This is a genomic window from Rivibacter subsaxonicus (genome assembly GCF_004217215.1).
GTDB lineage: Bacteria > Pseudomonadota > Gammaproteobacteria > Burkholderiales > Burkholderiaceae_C > Rivibacter > Rivibacter subsaxonicus.
Genome location: NZ_SHKP01000005.1, coordinates 428,340 through 448,382 on the forward strand (window position 1 = coordinate 428,340; position 20,043 = coordinate 448,382).

The window sequence follows — 20,043 nt, forward strand, 5'->3', positions numbered from 1 at the left end:
CCGGGCTCGCAAGCAGCGGCAAAGCCCCGTAGCATCGGCGCCAGATCACGCCGGCACCCCATGGGAGAACTAATCACCGCCTTCGCCAAGGGCCTGCTGCTGGCACCGCTGACCCTTTTGCCGATCATCAATCCGATCGGCGTCGCGCCGATGTACCTAGCGCTGCTCGGGCCGGTCGACGAGACCACCGGCAAGCGTGTGGCCAAGCGGGTTGGCATCAATGCCGCGCTCGTGCTGCTGGGCGCGATGTTCATCGGCGCCCAGTTGCTGCGGATGTTCGGCATCTCACTGCCGATCGTGCGCGTGGCCGGCGGGCTGATCGTCGCCGCAACCGCCTGGAAGCTGCTCGGCGATCCGCAGGTCGACCGCGCCACCGAATCGGTCGGCCACCATTCGGTGCGCGACCCGGCCGTGTTGATGGAGCACAGCTTCTACCCGCTGACCTTTCCGTTCACGGTCGGGCCCGGCAGCATCGCGGCCTCGATCACGCTCGGCGCCACGCTGTCGTTCAGCAAACCGGTCGGCATCGCCAACGGTGCCGCGATGGCGGTCGGCGTCGGGCTCACCGCCTACACGATCTACCTCTGCTACCGCTTCGCGCCGCGCCTGGTGCGCGTCCTGGGCAGCGTCGGCACCACGGTGCTGCTTCGCTTCTCGGCCTTCATCCTGCTGTGCGTCGGCGTCCAGATCGTCTGGGACGGGCTGGCCGACCTGGTGCTCGAGGTTTCGCGCGAGGTCCGGCAGCAGGCCCGTTGAGGCGGTCAGCGGCCGCCATCAGGCTTGCTGCGCCAGATGCCCGAGGTAGCGCAGCCCGGTCGCGGCGCGTGGCCCGTACCAGCTCAGCAGCTCGCCATCGACCAGCAGCACCCGCGCCTGCGGCGCCAGTGCCTGCACCTCGGCCAGATGGCGCTCGCCAAAGCGATAGGGCTCCGAGCTCAGCAGCACCAGCTCGGCCTCGCGCCATTCCGGCGCGTCCGGCGCCAGCGCCGGGTAGCGACCGGCGCCGGACGACCCGCCGTGCTGCGCCGGCAGCGTCTGCCAGTTCACGCTCGCGAGCATGCTGGCGATGTAGGTGTCGCGCGCGACCGACATCCACGGCGCGCGCCAGATCAGGTACAGCACCGACCGCGCCGGCCACGCCCGCCCGGCCAGCGCGGCGCAGGCGGCGTCGAAGTCGGCACGCAGCGCGGCCGCCCGCTCCGCCACGCCGGGCTGGTCGGCGAAGGTTTGCACCAACTGCTCCAGCAGCACCAGGTTGTCGGCCACCGCGCAGGGATGGGTGGCGATCACGTGCGGAACGAACTGGCGCAGCGCCAGCACCGTCTCGAGCCGGTTCTCGTCGACGTTGACCAGCACGTGGGTTGGCGCCAACTCGCGCAGGCGACTCAGATCGGGATCCTTGGTGCCGCCGACCTTGGCGACGTCGACCACCTCCTTGCGGGGGTGGATGCAGAAACCGGTGCGCGCCACCAGCCGACCACCGAGGCCCAGCGCGCAGAGCAACTCGGTCAGGCTGGGCACGAGGCTGGCGATTCGGGGCACAGACATCGGCGCAACAGTGGGGGTGCGGAGTTCACAGTTTTTCACGCAAATCCGGCGCATGGTTGATAATGCAAGAGTCTGGCTGCGGCGCCTTCTCGTGATGAATGTAGATAGGTTGAAGCTCCACAGGCGGGTTGCGGGTGCATCGGGCACCCGTTTTTGACAGTGACAGAGAAAGGCGCTCTTCCATGGGCAACAAGCTTTACGTGGGCAATCTTGCCTACAGCGTGCGCGACGAGGACCTCCAGGAGGCTTTCGCACAATTCGGCGCAGTGACCTCCGCCAAGGTGATGATGGACCGCGAAACCGGCCGCTCGAAGGGCTTCGGCTTCGTCGAGATGGGTACGGACGCCGAGGCCCAGTCGGCCATCAACGGCATGAACGGCCAGTCGATGGGCGGCCGCGCCCTGGTGGTCAATGAGGCACGTCCGCGCGAAGAGCGTCCGGGCGGCTTCCGCGGCCCGTACGGCGGCGGCGGTGGCGCCGGTGGTGCCGGCGGCGGCTACAACCGCGGCCCGCGCGAAGGTGGTGGCGGCGGCTACGGTGGTAGCGGCGGTGGCGGCTACGGCGGTGGCGGTGGCGGTGGCCGCAGCGGTGGCGGCGGCTACGGCGGTGGCGGTGGTGGTTACGGCGGTGGTGGCGGCGGCTACGGCGGCGGCGGCGGAAGCCGCAGCGGTGGTGGCGGCGGCTACGGCGGTAGCGGCCGCGGCGGCTACTGATCGCTCCCCGGCCTCGTCGAGGCCGGAACCAGAAAGCGGTGCTTCGGCACCGCTTTTTCGTTGGCGGTCGCTGTTGCGACCGCGCCCTGCTCCGCCTTACTCGCTTGCCCGCTTCTTGCGACCACGGCCGGCAAACAGGCGGTCGAACAGCGGATTCGGCAGCACGCGCATCAGCTTGGCCACGACGCCCATCTGCCAGGGGATCACGCGGTAGCTCGCGCCGGCCCGGACCGCACCGAAAGCGCGGTCGGCAAAGGCCTCGGGCGTCAGCAGGAAGGGCATGCTGTAGCTGTTGCGCGCGGTCAGCGGCGTCGCCACGTAGCCCGGTACCACGGTGAGCACCTTGACGCCGAAGGGCCGACACTCGCCGCGCAGGCTCTCGCAGTAGCTCACGACCGCGGCCTTGCTCGCGCAGTAGGCCCCATGACCCGGCAACCCGCGGATCGCGGCGACGCTGGCGATGCCGACCAGCGTTCCGCTGCGCCGCTCGCGCATCTGCTTGATGAAGGGCTGGAAGCTCGCGGCCATGCCAAGCACATTGGTCTCGAGCGTGCTGCGCATCGTCTCCAGGTCCTCGAACTCCGCGCTGTCCATGCCAACGCTGATGCCGGCGTTGGCGATCACGACCTCGGGCAGGCCTTGGCGCTCGAGGCACGCGCGGCCGGCGGCGGTGATCGACTCCACGTCGCGCACATCGGCCGCGTAGACCGCGAAGCTCGCCTCGGGCCAGCCCTGGGTGCGGCACCAGGCCTCGATCTCGGCGGCGCGGCGCGCCACCAGCGCGACCCGCCAGCCCGCGGCACGGTAGCGCGCCGCCAGCGCCTGGCCAATGCCGCTCGAGGCGCCGGTGATGAAGACCAGGGGTGCTGTCATTTCTTCTTCCCGGACGCCTGCGCGCCCTCGCCGTCGGTCGGCTCCGCCGCCTTCGTGCCCGGCGGACGGAACACGCCGCTCACGCGGCCACCAAACTGGGCCACGCGCTGCAGATGGTCGTAGTCGAGACTGCCGGCCTGCAGTTCGCCGCGACCACTGAGCACCTGCACCGGGCGGCTCGAGTGGAGTTGCTCGGTGCGCGTGAAGAACTCGAGTTGCTCACCGCGAAACTCGAGCCGATCGGCACCGACGGCCTCGCGCAGCACGCGCGCGTCGCCGCTCAAGCGCACCTGGCTGCCATCGCCGTTGGACAGGCCGCTGCGCGCGCTGGCCACCAGCACCCGGCCCTGGGCGTCGACGCGCCGCACGCGCGGGCCGTCGATCTCGTAGGTGTCGGTGTCGGGGAAGTGGCGCGCCGCGTCGCCATCCAGACGCGTCAGCAGTTCGCCTTCGCGGTCGTGGCTGTTGAGCGAGAAGCCGTGCATGACAGCGTCTGGCACATGCTGCGGCGGCGCCTTCGGCCGCGCCTCGCCCGGCACCGGCGTGTTCTTCACCAGCCACCAGGTCACCGCGGCCAGCAGCGCCATCAGCAGCACCGGCACCGCATTGAGCAGCCGGTCCCAGAGGTGCCGGGTCCACGGGCCGTGTTCCGCCCGTGCGGGCGTGCCGCGCACCGCCAGCGGCGCCAGCGGCGTCAGATCGGCAAACGGCGCCTCGGCTTCATCGGCCGCGACGCCCACGTCCGCCCGCTCGGAACCGCTGATGGCCGCGCCCCTATCGCGGCGCGACGGCAACGCCGTCGTCGAGCGTGCCGAGGTGGCCTTGCAGCAGCGCCGCGTAGTGGCCGCCGGCGACCAGCAGCAGATCACAGAACTCGCGCGCTGCACCATAGCCGGCCGCCGCCGCGGTGACATAGCGCGCCAGCGCGCGCACCTCGACGTGCGCGCCCGGTGGCGCGGCGGCAAAGCCCGCGCGCAGCATCAGCGGCAGGTCGGGCCAGTCATCGCCGATCGCGGCCAGCTCGGCCCATTCGAGGCCAAGCTGCGCGCGCAGCGTCTCGGCCGCCGCCAGCTTGTCGTGCACCCCGTAGATCGCGCGCGCGATGCCCAGGTCGCCGACGCGCCGGCGCACCGCCGCCGAGTCGCGACCGGTGATGACGATCGGCTCGATGCCGGCCCGCGCCAGCAGCTTGAGGCCATGACCGTCGAGCGTCGAGAAGGCCTTGAAGCTCTCGCCTTGCTCGCCGATGTAGATGCGGCCGTCGGTGAGCACACCGTCGACGTCGAAGATCGCGGCACGCATGCCCTGCGCCGCCAGCAACAGTTGCGGCGCGAAGCCGAGCACCGGCCGGATGGCGGTGTCGCTCGCCATCAGATCACCTTGGCCCGCATCAGGTCGTTGGTGTTGAGCGCGCCGACCAGCCGCCCCTCATGGTCGACCACCAGCACGCTGGTGATGCGATGCGCTTCCATCAGGTCGGCCGCCTCGGCCGCCAGCGCGTCGGCGCCGATGGTGCGCGGGCCGCGCCGCATCACCTCGCCCGCACTCATCGCACGCAGGTCGCGGCCGGCCTCGATCAGGCGCCGCAAGTCGCCGTCGGTGAAGATGCCGAGCACGCGCTGCGCGCCATCGACCACCGCCGTGGCGCCCAGGCCCTTGGCGCTCATCTCGCGCATCATGTCGCCGAAGGCGGCGTCGGAGCTCACGCGCGGCACGGCATCACCACTGCGCATCACGTCGCGCACGTGGGTGAGCAGCTTGCGCCCGAGCGAGCCACCGGGATGCGAACGCGCGAAGTCTTCCTCGCGAAAGCCGCGCGCGTCGAGCAGGGCCACCGCGAGCGCGTCGCCGAGCGCGAGCTGCGCCGTGGTGCTGGCGGTCGGCGCCAGGTTCAGCGGACAGGCTTCCTGCGCGACGCTCGAATCGAGCACCACGTCGGCGTGGCTGGCCAGCGTGCTGTCGGCACGCCCGGTGATCGCAATCAGCGTCGCGCCCAGGCGCTTGAGCACCGGCAGGATCGCGGTCAGTTCGTCGCTCTCGCCGCTGTTGGACAGCGCGATCACCACGTCCTGCGGCGTGACCATGCCGAGGTCGCCGTGACTGGCCTCGGCCGGATGGACGAACAGCGCCGGCGTGCCGGTCGAGGCCAGCGTGGCCGCGATCTTGCGACCCACGTGGCCGCTCTTGCCCATGCCCATCACGACCACGCGGCCGCGGCAGGCCAGCAGCCGCGCGATCGCGTTGCCGAAGGCCTCCGCCATCGGCCCGCGCAGGCGCGCCTCGAGTGCGAGCAGTGCCTGGGCCTCGATCGCGAGAGCCCCGGAGCCGAGCGTGACGGCGCGCGCAGTGGTGTCGCTCATGGGATGGGTCGGATGGTCACGCGCGAGGCCGCGTGGAGCCCTTCGGTAGCATCGGGCGATTCTAGGCGGCGCGTTCCTTGCGGGCGCTGTCCGTTCGACAACCCGTCGCGCAACCCACTGCCGCATGGCCTCCTCGCTCGATATCGCGCTGCTCTACCTGGTCGCCGCCGTGATCGGCGTGGTGCTCAGCCGCTCGCTGAAGCTGCCGCCGATCCTGGGCTACCTCGTGATCGGCGTGCTGATCGGACCCCACGCGCTGGCGCTGGCCGGCGACACGGCCGGCATGAGCTACCTGGCCGAATTCGGCGTCGTGTTCCTCATGTTCGTCATCGGGCTCGAGTTCAACCGCCCCAAGCTGCGCGCGATGCGCACGCTGGTGTTCGGCCTCGGCCTGAGCCAGGTGGCGCTGACGATCATCGCCGCGGTGGCCGGCAACGCGCTGCTCGGCTGGGCGCTGGCCGCACTCGGCCGCGACTGGGGCCTCGCCTGGCCGAGCGCCATCGCGCTCGGCGCCGCGCTGGCGATGAGTTCGACCGCGATCGTCGTCAGGCTGATGGCCGAACGGCTCGAGCTCGAAAGCGAGCATGGCCGGCGCGTGGTCGGCGTGCTGCTGTTCCAGGACTTGGCGGTGGTGCCGCTGCTGGTGCTGATCCCGGCGCTCGGCCCCTTCGCCAACGGTGGCGGCGATGGCGCCGACGCCATGAGCCTCACCTCGGTGCTGGCCTTCGCGGCGCTCAAGGCCGGCGTGCTGCTGACGCTGCTGCTGGTCGGGGGCCCGCGCCTGATGCGCTGGTGGCTGACGCTGGTCGCGCGCCGCAAGAGCGAGGAACTGTTCATCCTCAACGTGCTGTTCGTGACGCTCGGCCTGGCCTGGCTGACCGAGCACGCCGGGCTGTCGCTCGCGCTCGGCGCCTTCGTCGCCGGCATGCTGATCGCAGAGACCGAATACAAGCACCAGGTCGAGACCGACATCCGGCCCTTCCACGACGTGCTGCTCGGCCTGTTCTTCATCACCGTCGGCATGAAGCTCGAGCTGCGCGCGGTCTTCGAGCAATGGGCGCTGGTGCTGGCGCTGCTGGTGCTGCCGGTGGGCTTCAAGCTCGGCCTGGTGACGGCGCTGGCGCGCGCCTTCGGCGCCGCGCCCGGCGTGGCGCTGCGCACCGGGCTCTACCTGGCGCAGGCCGGCGAGTTCGGCTTCGTGCTGCTGGCGCTGGCCTCGCAGCAGAATCTGCTGCCACCGGCCCTGCGCAGCCCGGTGCTGGCGGCGATGGTGCTGTCGATGCTGCTGACGCCGCTGATCGTGACCTATAGCAACCGCATCGTCATGAAGTTTGCCGCGAGCGACTGGCTGCTGCAGTCGGTGCAGCTGACCTCGATCGCCAAGAAGGCGATCCTGGCCGAGGAGCACGTGATCATCTGTGGCTACGGTCGCAGCGGCCAGAACCTGGCGCGCTTGCTCGAGGACGAGCACATTCCGTACATGGCGCTCGACCTCGACCCCGACCGCGTGCGCCAGGCCGCCGCCGCCGGCCAGAGCGTGGTCTTCGGCGACGCGGCCCGGCTCAAGAGCCTGATGGCGGCCGGCCTCGCGCGCGCCACCGCGGTGGTGGTGAGCTACCACGACACGCCCTCGGCGTTGCGCATCCTCGACCTCGTGCGCGCGCACGCGCCGCAGGTGCCGGTGATCGTGCGCACCATCGACGACACCGATCTCGAGCGCCTGCGCACCGCCGGTGCCACCGAGGTGGTGCCCGAGGCGATCGAGGGCTCGCTGATGATGGCCTCGCACGTGCTCGCGCTGGTCGGGGTGCCGATGCGCCGCGTGATCCGCGTCGTCCAGGACCAGCGCGACGCGCGCTACGGCCTGTTGCGCGGCTACTTCCACGGCGCCGATGACGATACCGTCGAGGAACTCGAGCAGGCGCGGCTGCGCTCGATCACGCTGCCCGAGAACAGCCCGCTCGCCGGCCAGTTGCTCGACCAGGTGCCGCTCGAGGCGATCGGCGTCGCCGTCGCCTCGGTGCGGCGCGCGCAGGGTGCGGTGCTGCGCCCGCACCAGGGGCTGGCGCTCGCGGGCGGCGACACCATCGTGCTCTCCGGCCGACCCGAGGCGCTGGCGCTGGCCGAGAAGCACCTGCTGGAGCGTTGACGCAATGAGTACCCTGCCTGCATTGCCGTCGCGCCGCGCTCTGCTGCGTGCGCTGGCAGCAGTGGTCGCCACCCAAGCGCCGTGGAGCCAAGCCGCGGACGACGCGCCGTGGCCACCGGCAGCCATCGACGCGCTGCGCCGCGGCGGCGTGGTGGCAGCGTTCCGTCACGCCAACGCGCCCGGCACCTTCGACCCGCCCGGCTTTCGCCTCGGCGACTGCAGCACCCAGCGCAACCTCGACGAGGCCGGCCGCGCGCAGTCGAAGCGCCTGGGCGAACGCTTCGCCCGTCTCGGCCTGCAACCGGCCGTGGTGCGCGCCAGCCCCTGGTGCCGGACGCTGGACACCGCGCGACTGGCCTTCGGTCAGGCACAGCCCTGGGCCGCGCTCGGCTCGGTCCGCGCCGCCGGTACCGACGAGGCGCAACAGCTCGCCGAGTTGCGCGCGGCGCTGGCCGCGGTCGGCGCGGGCCGCTTCGAAGTCTGGGTCAGCCACCAGTTCACACTCACGGCGCTGGCGGGCGAAGGCCTGGCCTCGGGTGCCGGCCTGCTGCTGCGCACCGGCGCCGACAGCCGGCCGCAGATCGTGGCGCGCCTGAGTGCCGACTGAAGCACCATGAACGACATCGAGCTCATCCGCCGCACCATCCGCACCGTGTCCGACTGGCCGGAGCCGGGCGTGCAATTCCGCGACATCACGCCGCTGCTGCAGGACCCGCGCACGTTTCGCGTGCTGATCGACCAGTTCGTGCACCGCTACTTCGATGCCCGGCCCGATGCCATCGCCGGCCTCGACGCGCGCGGCTTCATCATCGGCTCGGTGCTCGCCTACGAGCTGAACGTCGGCTTCGTGCCGATCCGCAAGAAGGGCAAGCTGCCGTTCACCACCGTCGCCGAGAGCTACGAGCTCGAGTACGGCAGCGCCACCGTCGAGATGCACACCGATGCGGTGAAGGCCGGCGACCGCGTGCTGCTGATCGACGACCTGATCGCCACCGGCGGCACGATGATGGCCGGCAAGCGCCTGCTCGAGAAGCTCGGCGCGACGGTGATCGAGGGTGCGGCCATCGTGGACCTGCCCGAGCTCGGTGGCTCGGACCGCCTGCGCGCCTCGGGGCTGGCGCTGTTCACGCTGGTCGACTTCGGGGGCCACTGAGGACCGTGGCCCGAAACGACAAGGCCGCCCGCAGGCGGCCTTGCAGCGCGACGTGCGTCGGTCTCAGGTCACCGGCAACTGGCGCGACAGGTTGGCACGCATGCGCGTGGCCATGATCGCTCCGGCGGCGCGCAGCGCCTCGAGTGCGACGGCCGGCACGCGGGCGCCGAGTTCCTCGAAGCGCGGCAGGCGCAGCGCCCAGACCACGCAGGGCGTCATCGCCTCGACGTTGGCGGTGCGCACGCCATCGGCAAACAGCCCCGGCTCGCCGCAGATCGATCCCGGCCGCAGGATCGCGATCTTGCTGCTGCCCGGCGCGCCACCGACCGTGTAGACCTGCAACGAACCCTGGCCAAGAAAGTACACGGTGCGGTCGAGCTCGCCCTGCTTGAGCAGCATGTCGCCGGCGCGCACTTCGTGCCGCGTGAGGTACTGGGTGAAGGTACGCCACTGCGCCGGGTCGAAACGCGGGCGAAAGGCATCCTCCGCGTTGAGCGACTGGATCGCGCGCACAAGTTCGTCGTGGGTCATGGCTCGGCGGATCGGTCTTCTTCTGTGTGGGCCGGCGCTTGCTTACCGGCAGCCCCCATTATCGGCGCCGCACCGAGCCCGCAGCATCGGCGATGTCGGGGGGCTGTGGCGCCCAGCCTGTGAAGTCCGTCACGCCTTACTTTCCAATGCAGAAACTTTCTTCAGCCGCTAAGTCCGCGTGCCCAAAGGGATGTTGGCATTCGCTGCGCCGCCATGGACACGATCATGGACATAAACAGTGGGGATGTCGCTCGTCAGCGACTCCGACAAGCGTGAATCGACGCCGCGCTTGCCTGCCTGCAGGACGTGCCCCATGAGTGCGCAGGCGAGCGGCCTTGCTCCGCTCTCTAGGGGGCCTGCAGGAATTCCTGCAGGCCCCCACCACGGGTGGACCGAACACCGAACGCGTCGTCGGCGTGGCAGCGCTAACGGGCGCGCCGGAGCCTCGGCCAGCGTTTCCGATCCCGATCGAAAGCGCGGCTAGTAGTTCAAGGCGACAACCGCTGCGCGCACCGCCGCCCAGCAATGCGGCGGATACCGTGAGTTCATGGTGTGACTGCGATGGACCGCAACCGCTGCATCGCTGTCAGTTGCCCGACGAGTCTGAACTGCCGCTCCAGACTGGCCCAGCCTGCTGCGGCAGCAACTTCAGGCGCCGGGTGGCTTGCCGGTATCGGTCGGCGCCTGACCGCGCAGCTCGGCATCGCGCGCAACGGTAGTCGGTCGAACACAAGACACAGCTGGGGGTTGTCAGAGAATTTCCGGGGCGGCTCTGACAAGTTTTGGAGCGACTTTCGGAGCCAGTTTCTCGATCGCCCAGCCAGCCGAACCGGAACGGCTGTGAGGAAATTCTGATCTGCGACAAGGACTTGCGCGCGTGGCACCTCGCGGATTTGCGGCTTGTCGTCGCGCAACCCCTCGGACTTGTCAGCGGCCTTGCGGACAGCGCAACTTGCGAGCTTTGCAACTACCTTGCAACACCGATGGCGACGGCGAGGTTCACTGCAGAACCCTGTGGCGAAGGGGCCTCCCGGAATTCCGGGAGGCCCCTTCATCACGCCGGAGCAAGGCACGAGTTCCTGCTCGCCCAGGATTGCGCTGAGCCATCGGCCCATGAGCCCACTTCGCAAGTTGCGCCGCGCTCGTCTCTTCAGCGACCGACCTGCTTTCCGCGGTTCACGGGGGCATGCAGGAAACTCCTGCAGGCCCCCTCCTCGCCCTTCGCTTCGGATGCCGCCACGCCGCTAGCTGGTCCTTGGCCCTGTCGGCATACTCCGGCCGGTTCGACAGGGGAGGCGACAAACGTGGTTGATGGTCTTGGCAGATCGGCGTCGATGAGATCAAGCAGGGCGCAGCCGGTGCTGAAGAACGCGGGCAAGTACCTTGGCGACCCAACGGTCGTGTCCGAGCTCGTGCGCGGCTTCGTCTCGCGCGTCGTCGGTCTGCGCGCCACGTGGCATGAGTCTGGTGGTGCAGCCGACCCGACGGAAGAGATTCGCCAGCTCGTACGCGACATGGGCGACGTGTTCCTCGGGCGCGATGCTCGCTATGTCCCCCAGCCGTTCAACGCGCGGCACCGGCTCGGCGTGATGATCCGGGTCGCGCTCTCGAGCGGGGACAAGGATCCTGGCGAGGCCTTCTTCGACTTGCTCGCGCGCTGCGCGCTGCAGTCCTCGATCGACCTGGACGCCGGCAAGCCGGCCGCGCAGGTGCAGGCCGAACTCGAGGTCAAGGTGCAGGCGGCCATTGAGTTCCTGCTCGGGCGCTCGCAACCGGCAGCATGGACCGACGGTGAGAAGGCAACTCCGTAGGCCTGACAGCCCCACCGAAGCCCGGGCGCGGCTGCACAGGGCCGCCGCTTGCGGAGAAGCGCGAAGAGTGGCTAACACTCATTGTCAATACGACCGCGATCTTCTTGGAGAAGCCCGGTAGCAACTCGTGGCTGCTGACCGGGGGTGAACTGGTGCCTGACGGCAAGGCGCGGGTTGCGTCGCGCACCCTCCCCTAACGCAACACGCCCCGACACGCACTCGCGATGAACTGAGAGAGGGCCGCGATGCTCCTGGCGATCTGTGCACTCCGCGGCACGCCGACGCGAGTCAAATCAGACACCTCCGCCGGCTGAGTGCGGCCAACGCTTCGTCGACCGACCGTTGCGCACAAGCCTTCAGCTCGCGGCTAACCGCCGGCCGAGGATTGATTTCTCCCGTATCGCCATCCCAGCACGCAGCGCCCGTGGCCTCGTCACGCCCCCTCGTGAAGGCTAATCGAGGCTCTGCATCGACCAGTGGCGCAGACTTGCCCGAGGCCGGCGTCGGCGTCGTCGACTCGCGAACTGCTGCCGCCTTGCTAGCGCCAATGGCGAGATGAATCCCCGATGCCGACGGCGCGGCTAAACCTACACAGGATAGGCTTCGGTCCTTGTCCTTATCGCCGATCTGAAAGCCTACAGCTTTCGTGAGCGGCACGGCATCGCGCTCGCGGCTCGGTCCCTTACCCTTGCTGATCATGATCTGGGTGAAGGTACGCGACCTCTTTGCCCTTCCTAGCGGTGGCGGTAGGCTCACCTGAAGCGCCGTCACCATTGACACCGGATCGGCTTCGATCATGTCCCTGATCTCCGGCCAGACCTTGCTCCCCAGCACGAGATCTCCGCGCCGCTTCAGCGCATCAATGACAAGGGCGGCGGCTTGTGCCTTGGCGTTGCCCTGCAAACGCCTCGGAGGACGCAGCAACCCGAACTTGGACGCAACGTCTGCGTGAAACCGCTCGTGGTGCTCGGCCAGCTTCTGGCGATCTCCGACGAGGCTTGAGCCGCGCATGCGACCGTCGACCATCGGCAGTAGCAACACGTGGCAATGTGGCTGCGCTTCATCGAGGTGAATATCGCTGCTGAGCACCGGGCACCCGAAATGCGCTTCCGCCCATTCAGTGCACGCGGTGAAGTAGCTCGCGGGGTCAACCTCTGAGCGGACTGGCAGGCTGAACACAATCTCCACGCACGCAACCGCATCCTTGCGTACGAGGCGCGCCCCGCCAGCGGCCATCAGGTCCTTTGCGAACTGCACGACCGCCTCCGGCGTATCCGGACCTCGAAGCACGATGTTCCTGTGCGAGCTTGAACAATCGATGCGCAGGCTGCGTGCGTTCTCGGTTGCGATGGCGCGGCGGTTGTGGCGAGCAGCGGGAAGAAGCGTGGTCGACGGCAACTTCTTCATTCTCATGAAGCCTTGACTACTCATCACCGACAGCCCTCGCCGCAGCCGTTCCCGGTGACTGCGCAGCCCGCCGGTTCAGCTGCGCGTCCATCCATGCATCGACCTCCGTCGACAACCAACCGACCGAGCGGCCACCCAGCGGCACCGGCGCCGGAAAGCGCCCCTCGGTGATCCAGCGACGGATCGTTGGTCCGGACAAGCCGGTGCGCGCCTTCACGACCGGCAAACGCAAAAACACGTGATTCATCAAGAGCACTCCTGAGCACAGTTGGGACACTCAGAAGGTTTGCGTCACGACCAGATGCGCGGTTGGTCGTCAACATGACCGTCGCATGCGGGCGACACCTTGCGCGCATGAAGCGGCCCGTGTCGCCAAGTGCATTAGCGCGTTCTTGACCTCGCCCGTGGAATCACTTTGCTTTGCGCGTCGATCGGGTGCGCGAGCAGGGACATCTCGGCTATCACGCGGGGAGCCACCCTCGTGATTGCGCGTCTTCGAGCTGCCCTTGGCGGTAGCAGCTTGGCCTGCATGCTGGCGGGCAGGTCGAGCGAATCCGCCGAGAAGTTGAGCCTAGACACCATGCGATCGTCATTCGGCTCCCCGCTGGGACATTTGCTCTCGCTTCGGCTAGGCTTACGCCATGTCGTTTCGGTGCGCCAATCGGCGCGGACTTTCGAGCTGGCTGATCGCGGCGATTCTGTTCATTCAGATCGCCACGTCCGCCTACGCCTGCCCGATGAACCGGTTGCCAGCGGACGACGGTCAGGACGCCATGGCCGGGATGCCTTGCGCAGAGGCGGTATCCGGGGGCGTGGCCCTGGATGCCGATCAACCCGGCCTGTGCCAGCAGCATTGCCAGCAGGGCACCACCCAACAGCCAGTCGATCAAACTCCGCTGCCTCTGGTCCAACCAGCAGCGATGGTGCCGCTCTTCTCGCTGGATCCACCGGTTCCTGCTGGCGCTGACCACGCTCAGTTCGCCGCCCATGAGCGGCGGCGCGATCACGCGCCACCACCGGCGCGCAGCATCCTCCTCTGCTGTTATCGCATTTGATCTCCTGAAGCACTCGGCCTGATGGCCGCGGGCCTAGCAGCCCGCGCCGCCGTGTTGATTTTCGGGAGTTCCCATGAGTTCGTATTGCTTGTCGAGGCCAGTGCGCCTCTTCTTGTGGTGCCTGATCGCCGGCATCACGTTGGCCGGCGGCGCGCCGGCTCGAGCGCAGGCCGTGCCGCTCTCGCTCGATGAAGCCGTTGCGCTGGCTACCGGTCAGTCGGCACGGGTGAAGGCAACCGAGGCCCAGGCCGACGCCGCGCGGCAGATGGCCGTTGCCGCCGGCCAGCGTCCCGACCCGGTGCTCAAGCTCGGCATCAACAACCTGCCCGTGGACGGTCCGGATCGCTGGAGCCTGACGCGCGACTTCATGACGATGCGCTCGGTGGGATTGATGCAGGAACTCACCCGCGCCGACAAACGCCGGGCCCGCGCTGCCCGTGCCGCCGGCGAGGCCGATGCCGCCGCCGTGGCCCAGCGCCAGGTCACGGCCGAGTTGCAGCGCGACGCCGCTTTGGCCTGGCTCGAACGCTCGTTCCAGCAATCCATGCGCGAGTTGCTGGTGACGCAGCGCATCGAGGCCGAGTTGCAGTTGCAGGCGGCCGAGGCGGCCTATCGCGGCGGCAAGGGCATGCAGGCCGACGTGCTTGCCGCGCGTACCGAAGTCGAGACGATGCACGACCGCATTGCGCAGGTCGACCGGATGCTGGCGGTGAGCACCATCCAGCTCGGTCGCTGGATCGGCGATGCCGCCGCACGCCCCGTTGCCGCGCGCCCCGCCTTCGCGCCACCGCCGTGGGCCGAGGGTGACCTCGCGATGCACCTGACCGGACATCCACAGATTGCCGGAGCGACGCAGCAGGTGGCGCTGGCTCAGGCCGAGGCATCGATTGCTCGCGCCGAGCGGCAGGCCGACTGGAGCGTCGAGCTGATGTACAGCCAGCGTGGCCCGGCCTATTCGAACATGGTGTCGTTGAACCTGTCGGTGCCCCTGCAGTGGGACCAGAAGCAGCGGCAGGACCGCGAACTGGCCGCGCGCCAGTCGCAGGTGAACCGCGCCGCCGCCGAGCTCGACGATCTGCTCCGCGCCCATGAGGCGGAGGTGCGCGCCTTGCTGCAGGAGTGGCAGAGCGAGGCTGGGCGGCTGCGCCGCCATGACGAGAAACTGCTGCCGCTGGCCAGGCAGCGCGTCGAAGCCGCGCTCAGCGCATACCGCGCCGGCAGCGGCAGTCTGACGGCGGTGCTCGAAGCGCGCCGCACCGAGATCGACACCCGAATGGAGCGTCTTCGCATCGAGATGGAGATCTCCCGCCGCTGGGCGCAGCTCGAGTTTCTCGATCTCGCGGTGCCCACCGCCGCATCGCCCGCTCGGCACCAGATTGCCGATGCGCCGAGGAGCCGTCCATGAACCGCAAACCTAGCCTCATCGTCGCGATATTGGTTGCCTGCGTCGCGGCCGGCGGCCTGTACTTCGCGTATCGGCTCGGCCTGCAGCGCGGCTCGACCCAGGAGCCCGTTGCGTCCGCCAGCGCGATTGACGCACCGCCGGCGGCCGGCGCCGTACCTCAGAGCATCGCCCAAGGCGAAGAAGCCACCCGCCGCCACATCTCGGCCGGACTTAAGGCAGGCGACGTCGATCCGAACACCGGCAAGAAGATCCTCTACTACCACGACCCCATGGTGCCGGGGAACAAGTTCGACCAGCCGGCCAAGTCGCCGTTCATGGACATGATGCTGGTGCCGGTCTATGCCGATGGCGGCGATGGCGACGCCAGCAAGGTCACGGTGAGCCCGCGCACCCAGCAGAACCTGGGCCTGCGCACCGCACCGGTGGTCGAGGGCATGCTCTCGCCGCAACTCAGCGCGGTCGGCAACATCGCCTTCAACGAGCGCGACCAGGCCCTGGTGCAGGCACGCGCGACCGGCTATGTCGAGCGTCTGCACGTACGGGCCATGCTCGATCCGGTGGCCAAGGGCCAGCCGCTGGTGGATCTCTACGTGCCCGACTGGATTGCGGCACAGGAGGAGTTCCTCGGCGTGCGCCGCATGCAAGGCAACGACCTGGCGCCACTGGTCGACGGTGCGCGCCAGCGCATGCGCCAGGTCGGCATGAGCGAGGCCCAGATCGCGCTGGTCGAGAGCAGCGGTCGCACCCAGCCACGCATCACCCTGAGCTCGCCCATCAATGGCGTGGTTACCGAACTGATGGCGCGCGAGGGCATGACGGTGATGCCCGGAGCGACGCTGTTCCGCATCAACGGTCTCGCCAGCGTCTGGGCCCACGCCGAGGTGCCCGAGAGCCAGGCCGCACTGCTGCGGCCCGGTGCCAAGGTGCAGGCGCGCAGCGCGGCCCTGCCAGGTGCCCGCTTCGACGGCAAGGTGCAGTCCCTGCTGCCCGAGGTGAACGCCGCGACCCGCACGATCAAGGCCCGGATCGAACTGGCCAACCCTGGCCGCCAGCTGGTGCCCGGCATGTTCGTGCAAATGCAGTTCATGGACCAGCGCGCCGGCAAGGCGCTGCTGATCCCCACCGAGGCGGTGATCCAGACGGGCAGGCGCAGCGTCGTGATGCTGGCCGAGGAGGGCGGCCGCTTCCGCCCGGTCGAAGTCGAGATCGGCATCGAAAGCGGCGGCCAGACCGAGATCAGGCGTGGCCTGCAGCTCGGGCAGAACGTGGTGGTGTCTTCGCAATTCCTGATCGACTCCGAGGCGAGCCTTAAGGGCATCGAGGCCAGGTTGAACGACGAGCCCAGGCCGAGCATCGCCGCTGTCGCCCCGCGTCACGTGGGAACCGGGCGCATCGAGGCCCTGGGTCGCGACGCGTTGACGCTGTCGCATGGCCCGATCCCATCGCTGAAATGGGGTCCGATGACGATGGACTTCAAGCTCCCGCTGCACGGCATCCCGCGCGGGCTCGAGCCCGGTGACCGCGTCGACTTCGAGTTCTACATGGACGCCGACGACCTGCCGCAGCTCACCAGCGTGACGTTGCTGGCGGCGCAGCTCAAGCCGACAGCTCCGGCGTCGGGTGCCGCATCGGCCGGGAGCAAGCCATGATCGGCGGCCTCATCCGCTGGTCGATCGCCAACCGCTTCCTGGTGCTGCTGGCCACGCTGTTCGTCGCCGCCTGGGGTGTGGTCTCGGTGCTGCGCACGCCGCTCGACGCGCTGCCCGACCTGTCGGACGTGCAGGTCATCATCCGCACCACCTACCCGGGCCAGGCGCCGCGCATCGTCGAGAACCAGATCACCTACCCGCTCACCACGACCATGCTGTCGGTGCCCGGCGCGAAGACGGTGCGCGGCTACTCCTTCTTTGGCGACAGCTTCGTCTACGTGCTATTCGAGGATGGCACCGACCCGTACTGGGCGCGCTCGCGGGTGCTCGAGTACCTCAACCAGGTGCAGTCCAGGCTGCCGCCCGGCGCCAAGGCCTCGCTCGGGCCAGATGCGACCGGCGTCGGCTGGATCTACCAGTACTCGCTGATCGACCGCAGCGGCAAGCAGGACGCTGGCCAGTTGCGCGCGCTGCAGGACTGGTTCCTGAAATACGAGCTGAAGACGGTGCCGAACGTGGCCGAGGTCGCCTCGGTCGGTGGCATGGTGCGCCAGTACCAGGTGCTGCTCGACCCCGACAAGCTCGCCGCCTACGGCATCGCCCACACCAAGGTGATCGCGGCCCTGCAGAAGGCCAACCAGGAGGCCGGCGGCTCGGTGCTCGAACTCGGAGAGGCCGAGTACGTGGTGCGCGCCTCGGGCTACCTGCAGTCGCTCGACGACTTCCGCAAGGTGCCGCTGCTCACCACCGATGCCGGCACCTCGGTGCGGTTGGGCGACGTGGCGCGCATCCAGCTCGGCCCCGAGATGCGGCGCGGCATCGGCGAGCTCGATGGCGAGGGCGAGGCCACCGGCGGCGTGATCGTGATGCGCTCGGGCAAGAACGCGCTGGAGACAATCGCCGCGGTGAAGGCCAAGCTGGAAAGCCTCAAGCCCAGCCTGCCGCCCGGCGTCGAGATCGTGCCGGTCTACGACCGCTCGGGGCTGATCGAGCGTGCGGTCGAGAACCTCGGTCACAAGCTGATCGAGGAGTTCCTCGTCGTCGCGGTGGTGTGCTTCATCTTCCTGTTCCACATGCGCTCGGCCTTCGTGGCGATCGTCTCGCTCCCGCTCGGCATCCTGGCCGCGTTCATCGTGATGCGCTGGCAGGGCGTCAACGCCAACATCATGTCGCTCGGCGGCATCGCGATCGCGATCGGCGCGATGGTCGACGCGGCGGTGGTGATGATCGAGAACGCACACAAGCACCTGGAACGCTGGGAGCACGAGCATCCCGGCCGGGCACTCGATGGCGAGGCGCGTTGGCGCGTGATCGGCGAGGCCGCGGTCGAGGTCGGGCCGGCGCTGTTCTTCTCGCTGCTGATCATCACGCTGAGCTTCATCCCGGTCTTCACGCTGGAGGCGCAAGAGGGCCGGCTGTTCTCGCCGCTGGCCTTCACCAAGACCTACGCGATGGCGGCCTCGGCGGCGCTGGCGGTGACGCTGATCCCGGTGCTGATGGGCTACCTCATCCGGGGCCGCATCCCGAGCGAGCAGCGCAACCCGCTCAATCGCGGGCTGATCGCGGCCTACCGGCCGCTGCTCGATGTGGTGCTGCGCTGGCCACGACTGACACTGGTGGCCGCAGGCGCGATCGCGCTGGCGAGCCTGTGGCCGTTGCAGCGGCTTGGATCCGAGTTCATGCCGCGGCTGGACGAGGGCGATCTGCTCTACATGCCGTCGGCGCTGCCGGGCCTGAGTGCCGGCAAGGCGGCCGAGCTGCTGCAGCAGACCGACCGCCTGATCAAGACCGTGCCCGAGGTGCTGAGCGTCTACGGCAAGGCCGGCCGCGCCGAAACCGCCACCGACCCGGCGCCACTGGAGATGTTCGAAACCACCATCCAGTTCAAGCCGAAGAGCGAATGGCGCGCCGGCATGACGCAGGACAAACTGGTCGAGGAACTCGACCGCATCGTCAAGGTGCCGGGCCTGGCCAACATCTGGGTGCCGCCGATCCGCAACCGCATCGACATGCTGGCCACCGGCATCAAGAGCCCGGTCGGCGTCAAGGTGGCGGGCACCGATCTGGCGGTGATCGACCGCATCACCGGCGAGATCGAGCGTGCGCTCAAACCGGTGCCGGGTGTCAGCAGCGCCCTGGCCGAACGGCTCACCGGCGGTCGCTACGTGGATGTGACGATCAATCGCGATGCCGCGGCGCGCTTCGGCATGAACATCGCCGACGTGCAGTCGGTCGTCGCCTCGGCGGTCGGAGGTGACAACGTCGGCGAGGTGGTCGAGGGTCTGCAGCGCTTTCCAATCAACGTGCGCTACCCGCGCGAGACGCGCGACTCGCTGGACAAGCTGCGCACGCTGCCGATCGTGAGCGAGCGCGGCGCCCGGCTGGTGTTGGGCGACGTGGCCGACATCCGCATCAGCGACGGCCCGCCGATGCTGCGCAGCGAGAACGCGCGCCTGGCCGGCTTTGTCTATGTCGACATCCGCGGCCGCGACCTGAAGTCGGCAGTAAACGACATGCAGAAGGTGGTGGCCGAGCAGGTGCAGCTGCCGCCCGGCTACTCGGCGTCGTGGTCGGGCCAGTTCGAGTTCCTGGAGCGCGCAACGGCCAAGCTGAAGGTGGTGCTGCCGTTCACACTGCTGATCATCTTTGTGCTGCTCTACCTGTGCTTCAAGCGCGTGGACGAGGCCGCCTTGATCATGGCGACGCTGCCCTTTGCGCTGATCGGCGGCGTCTGGCTGCTCTGGCTGCTCGGCTACAACCTGTCGGTGGCCGCAGCCGTCGGCTTCATCGCACTGGCCGGGGTGGCGGCCGAGTTCGGCGTGATCATGCTGCTCTACCTGAAGCAGGCCTGGGACGCGCGCGTGGCGCTGGGCCGCACCAGCGAGGCCGATCTGCTCGACGCCATCCGCGAAGGCGCCGTGCTGCGCGTGCGGCCCAAGGCGATGACGGTGGCGGTGATCCTGGCCGGGCTGCTGCCGATCATGTGGGGCGGCGGCACCGGCTCCGAGGTGATGCAACGGATCGCCGCGCCGATGGTCGGCGGCATGATCAGCGCGCCGCTGCTGTCGATGTTCGTGGTGCCGGCGCTGTACCTGCTGATGCGCAGGCGGACATGTGACGATTCGTCCAGCGCGCTGTGCACGGATCCGATGCAGATCCCGGCGCCGAACGCGTCATGAGGCGCCCGGCCCACTACCAGTCCTCGGAGGTGACTCCGGTCAAACCGGGATGTTGCGCCGCAAGGCCAATGGGTTGGCGATCATGGTGATCACATTGCTGCTGCAGCGGCTTGTCGACCGCGAAGTCGCAGGAGCGGCAACGGAAGGCGCCTTTGATCCTCATCAATCCACTGAGGCCAGCATCCCTCTAAGGTGATGCCGTGCATGTGC

General features: G+C 68.9%; 19 protein-coding genes. 11 read left to right on the top strand and 8 right to left on the bottom strand.

From position 1 onward, the window contains the following. Positions 1–60: 60 nt before the first annotated feature. Complete coding sequence (locus tag EV670_RS07980; protein ID WP_130431308.1) at positions 61–756, top strand: MarC family protein; 696 nt, start codon at positions 61–63, stop codon at positions 754–756. 18 nt (positions 757–774) lie between these two features. Here EV670_RS07980 and EV670_RS07985 read toward each other — a convergent pair whose 3' ends face one another. Then, positions 775–1,548, bottom strand: a complete 774-nt coding sequence (locus EV670_RS07985) for a helical backbone metal receptor (RefSeq protein ID WP_130431309.1) — start codon at positions 1,546–1,548, stop codon at positions 775–777. Positions 1,549–1,730: 182 nt separating this feature from the next. Here EV670_RS07985 and EV670_RS07990 point away from each other — a divergent pair, with 182 nt between their 5' ends. Then, positions 1,731–2,261, top strand: a complete 531-nt coding sequence (locus EV670_RS07990; protein WP_130431310.1) for an RNA recognition motif domain-containing protein — start codon at positions 1,731–1,733, stop codon at positions 2,259–2,261. 96 nt (positions 2,262–2,357) lie between these two features. On the opposite strand, the gene EV670_RS07995 is transcribed toward EV670_RS07990, so the two are convergent. The 4 genes from EV670_RS07995 to EV670_RS08010 are packed head-to-tail and all read right to left on the bottom strand — an operon-like array spanning position 2,358 to position 5,494. Next, positions 2,358–3,134 (bottom strand): SDR family oxidoreductase, encoded by a 777-nt coding sequence (locus EV670_RS07995; protein ID WP_130431311.1) that lies wholly within the window; start codon positions 3,132–3,134, stop codon positions 2,358–2,360. Then, the gene (gene lptC / locus EV670_RS08000) at positions 3,131–3,874 is read right to left on the bottom strand and encodes an LPS export ABC transporter periplasmic protein LptC (RefSeq protein WP_165393267.1); all 744 of its coding nucleotides are present in this window, start codon (positions 3,872–3,874) and stop codon (positions 3,131–3,133) included. The genes EV670_RS07995 and lptC overlap by 4 nt, the downstream gene beginning before the upstream one ends. 34 nt (positions 3,875–3,908) lie before the next feature. After that, complete coding sequence (locus EV670_RS08005; RefSeq protein WP_130431313.1) at positions 3,909–4,505, bottom strand: KdsC family phosphatase; 597 nt, start codon at positions 4,503–4,505, stop codon at positions 3,909–3,911. Further along, a complete protein-coding gene (locus EV670_RS08010; RefSeq protein ID WP_130431314.1) occupies positions 4,505–5,494 on the bottom strand; it encodes a KpsF/GutQ family sugar-phosphate isomerase in 990 nt (329 codons plus the stop codon). The genes EV670_RS08005 and EV670_RS08010 overlap by 1 nt, the downstream gene beginning before the upstream one ends. A gap of 124 nt (positions 5,495–5,618) precedes the next feature. Here EV670_RS08010 and EV670_RS08015 point away from each other — a divergent pair, with 124 nt between their 5' ends. The 3 genes from EV670_RS08015 to EV670_RS08025 are packed head-to-tail and all read left to right on the top strand — an operon-like array spanning position 5,619 to position 8,796. Further along, entirely contained in the window at positions 5,619–7,643 is a 2,025-nt protein-coding gene (locus tag EV670_RS08015) for a monovalent cation:proton antiporter family protein (protein WP_130431315.1), read from the top strand. A gap of 4 nt (positions 7,644–7,647) precedes the next feature. Continuing rightward, the gene (locus EV670_RS08020; RefSeq protein ID WP_130431316.1) at positions 7,648–8,250 is read left to right on the top strand and encodes a histidine phosphatase family protein; all 603 of its coding nucleotides are present in this window, start codon (positions 7,648–7,650) and stop codon (positions 8,248–8,250) included. A gap of 6 nt (positions 8,251–8,256) precedes the next feature. Beyond that, the gene (locus EV670_RS08025) at positions 8,257–8,796 is read left to right on the top strand and encodes an adenine phosphoribosyltransferase (RefSeq protein WP_130431317.1); all 540 of its coding nucleotides are present in this window, start codon (positions 8,257–8,259) and stop codon (positions 8,794–8,796) included. 63 nt (positions 8,797–8,859) lie between these two features. Here the strand turns inward: EV670_RS08025 and EV670_RS08030 are convergent, their stop codons facing one another. After that, positions 8,860–9,327, bottom strand: a complete 468-nt coding sequence (locus tag EV670_RS08030; RefSeq protein ID WP_130431318.1) for a cyclic nucleotide-binding domain-containing protein — start codon at positions 9,325–9,327, stop codon at positions 8,860–8,862. A 1,358-nt stretch (positions 9,328–10,685) separates the two neighbouring features. Between EV670_RS08030 and EV670_RS08035 the strand changes: the two genes are divergently transcribed. Continuing rightward, complete coding sequence (locus EV670_RS08035; protein ID WP_130431319.1) at positions 10,686–11,138, top strand: hypothetical protein; 453 nt, start codon at positions 10,686–10,688, stop codon at positions 11,136–11,138. A gap of 288 nt (positions 11,139–11,426) precedes the next feature. On the opposite strand, the gene EV670_RS08040 is transcribed toward EV670_RS08035, so the two are convergent. Together EV670_RS08040 and EV670_RS08045 are read right to left on the bottom strand one after the other, a co-directional pair. Further along, the gene (locus EV670_RS08040; protein WP_207225026.1) at positions 11,427–12,551 is read right to left on the bottom strand and encodes a plasmid recombination protein; all 1,125 of its coding nucleotides are present in this window, start codon (positions 12,549–12,551) and stop codon (positions 11,427–11,429) included. Positions 12,552–12,561: 10 nt separating this feature from the next. Further along, a complete protein-coding gene (locus EV670_RS08045) occupies positions 12,562–12,792 on the bottom strand; it encodes a helix-turn-helix transcriptional regulator (RefSeq protein ID WP_130431321.1) in 231 nt (76 codons plus the stop codon). Between the two features lie 394 nt (positions 12,793–13,186). Here EV670_RS08045 and EV670_RS08050 point away from each other — a divergent pair, with 394 nt between their 5' ends. The 5 genes from EV670_RS08050 (at position 13,187) to EV670_RS18720 (ending at position 20,029) form a co-directional block, all read left to right on the top strand. Further along, positions 13,187–13,600 carry a hypothetical protein gene (locus EV670_RS08050; RefSeq protein WP_130431322.1) on the top strand — a complete coding sequence of 138 codons (414 nt, stop codon included), beginning with the start codon at positions 13,187–13,189 and terminating at the stop codon, positions 13,598–13,600. 139 nt (positions 13,601–13,739) lie between these two features. Next, positions 13,740–15,005: a TolC family protein gene (locus EV670_RS08055; protein WP_242616878.1), complete on the top strand. Its 1,266-nt coding sequence runs from the start codon at positions 13,740–13,742 to the stop codon at positions 15,003–15,005. Beyond that, entirely contained in the window at positions 15,002–16,654 is a 1,653-nt protein-coding gene (locus tag EV670_RS08060) for an efflux RND transporter periplasmic adaptor subunit (protein ID WP_130431324.1), read from the top strand. The genes EV670_RS08055 and EV670_RS08060 overlap by 4 nt, the downstream gene beginning before the upstream one ends. Further along, positions 16,651–19,833, top strand: a complete 3,183-nt coding sequence (locus EV670_RS08065; protein ID WP_130431325.1) for an efflux RND transporter permease subunit — start codon at positions 16,651–16,653, stop codon at positions 19,831–19,833. The genes EV670_RS08060 and EV670_RS08065 overlap by 4 nt, the downstream gene beginning before the upstream one ends. A 49-nt stretch (positions 19,834–19,882) precedes the next feature. Continuing rightward, a complete protein-coding gene (locus EV670_RS18720; protein ID WP_207225027.1) occupies positions 19,883–20,029 on the top strand; it encodes a hypothetical protein in 147 nt (48 codons plus the stop codon). The last annotated feature ends 14 nt before the right edge of the window (positions 20,030–20,043 follow it).

Bases quoted from the DNA above. Each gene is read 5' to 3' on its own strand.
- EV670_RS07980 (WP_130431308.1), top strand. From the start codon at position 61: ATGGGAGAACTAATCACCGCCTTCGCCAAGGGCCTGCTGCTGGCACCG.
- EV670_RS07985 (WP_130431309.1), bottom strand. From the start codon at position 1,548: ATGTCTGTGCCCCGAATCGCCAGCCTCGTGCCCAGCCTGACCGAGTTG.
- EV670_RS07990 (WP_130431310.1), top strand. From the start codon at position 1,731: ATGGGCAACAAGCTTTACGTGGGCAATCTTGCCTACAGCGTGCGCGAC.
- EV670_RS07995 (WP_130431311.1), bottom strand. From the start codon at position 3,134: ATGACAGCACCCCTGGTCTTCATCACCGGCGCCTCGAGCGGCATTGGC.
- EV670_RS08005 (WP_130431313.1), bottom strand. From the start codon at position 4,505: ATGGCGAGCGACACCGCCATCCGGCCGGTGCTCGGCTTCGCGCCGCAA.
- EV670_RS08010 (WP_130431314.1), bottom strand. From the start codon at position 5,494: ATGAGCGACACCACTGCGCGCGCCGTCACGCTCGGCTCCGGGGCTCTC.
- EV670_RS08015 (WP_130431315.1), top strand. From the start codon at position 5,619: ATGGCCTCCTCGCTCGATATCGCGCTGCTCTACCTGGTCGCCGCCGTG.
- EV670_RS08020 (WP_130431316.1), top strand. From the start codon at position 7,648: ATGAGTACCCTGCCTGCATTGCCGTCGCGCCGCGCTCTGCTGCGTGCG.
- EV670_RS08025 (WP_130431317.1), top strand. From the start codon at position 8,257: ATGAACGACATCGAGCTCATCCGCCGCACCATCCGCACCGTGTCCGAC.
- EV670_RS08030 (WP_130431318.1), bottom strand. From the start codon at position 9,327: ATGACCCACGACGAACTTGTGCGCGCGATCCAGTCGCTCAACGCGGAG.
- EV670_RS08040 (WP_207225026.1), bottom strand. From the start codon at position 12,551: ATGAGAATGAAGAAGTTGCCGTCGACCACGCTTCTTCCCGCTGCTCGC.
- EV670_RS08045 (WP_130431321.1), bottom strand. From the start codon at position 12,792: ATGAATCACGTGTTTTTGCGTTTGCCGGTCGTGAAGGCGCGCACCGGC.
- EV670_RS08050 (WP_130431322.1), top strand. From the start codon at position 13,187: ATGTCGTTTCGGTGCGCCAATCGGCGCGGACTTTCGAGCTGGCTGATC.
- EV670_RS08060 (WP_130431324.1), top strand. From the start codon at position 15,002: ATGAACCGCAAACCTAGCCTCATCGTCGCGATATTGGTTGCCTGCGTC.
- EV670_RS08065 (WP_130431325.1), top strand. From the start codon at position 16,651: ATGATCGGCGGCCTCATCCGCTGGTCGATCGCCAACCGCTTCCTGGTG.
- EV670_RS18720 (WP_207225027.1), top strand. From the start codon at position 19,883: ATGTTGCGCCGCAAGGCCAATGGGTTGGCGATCATGGTGATCACATTG.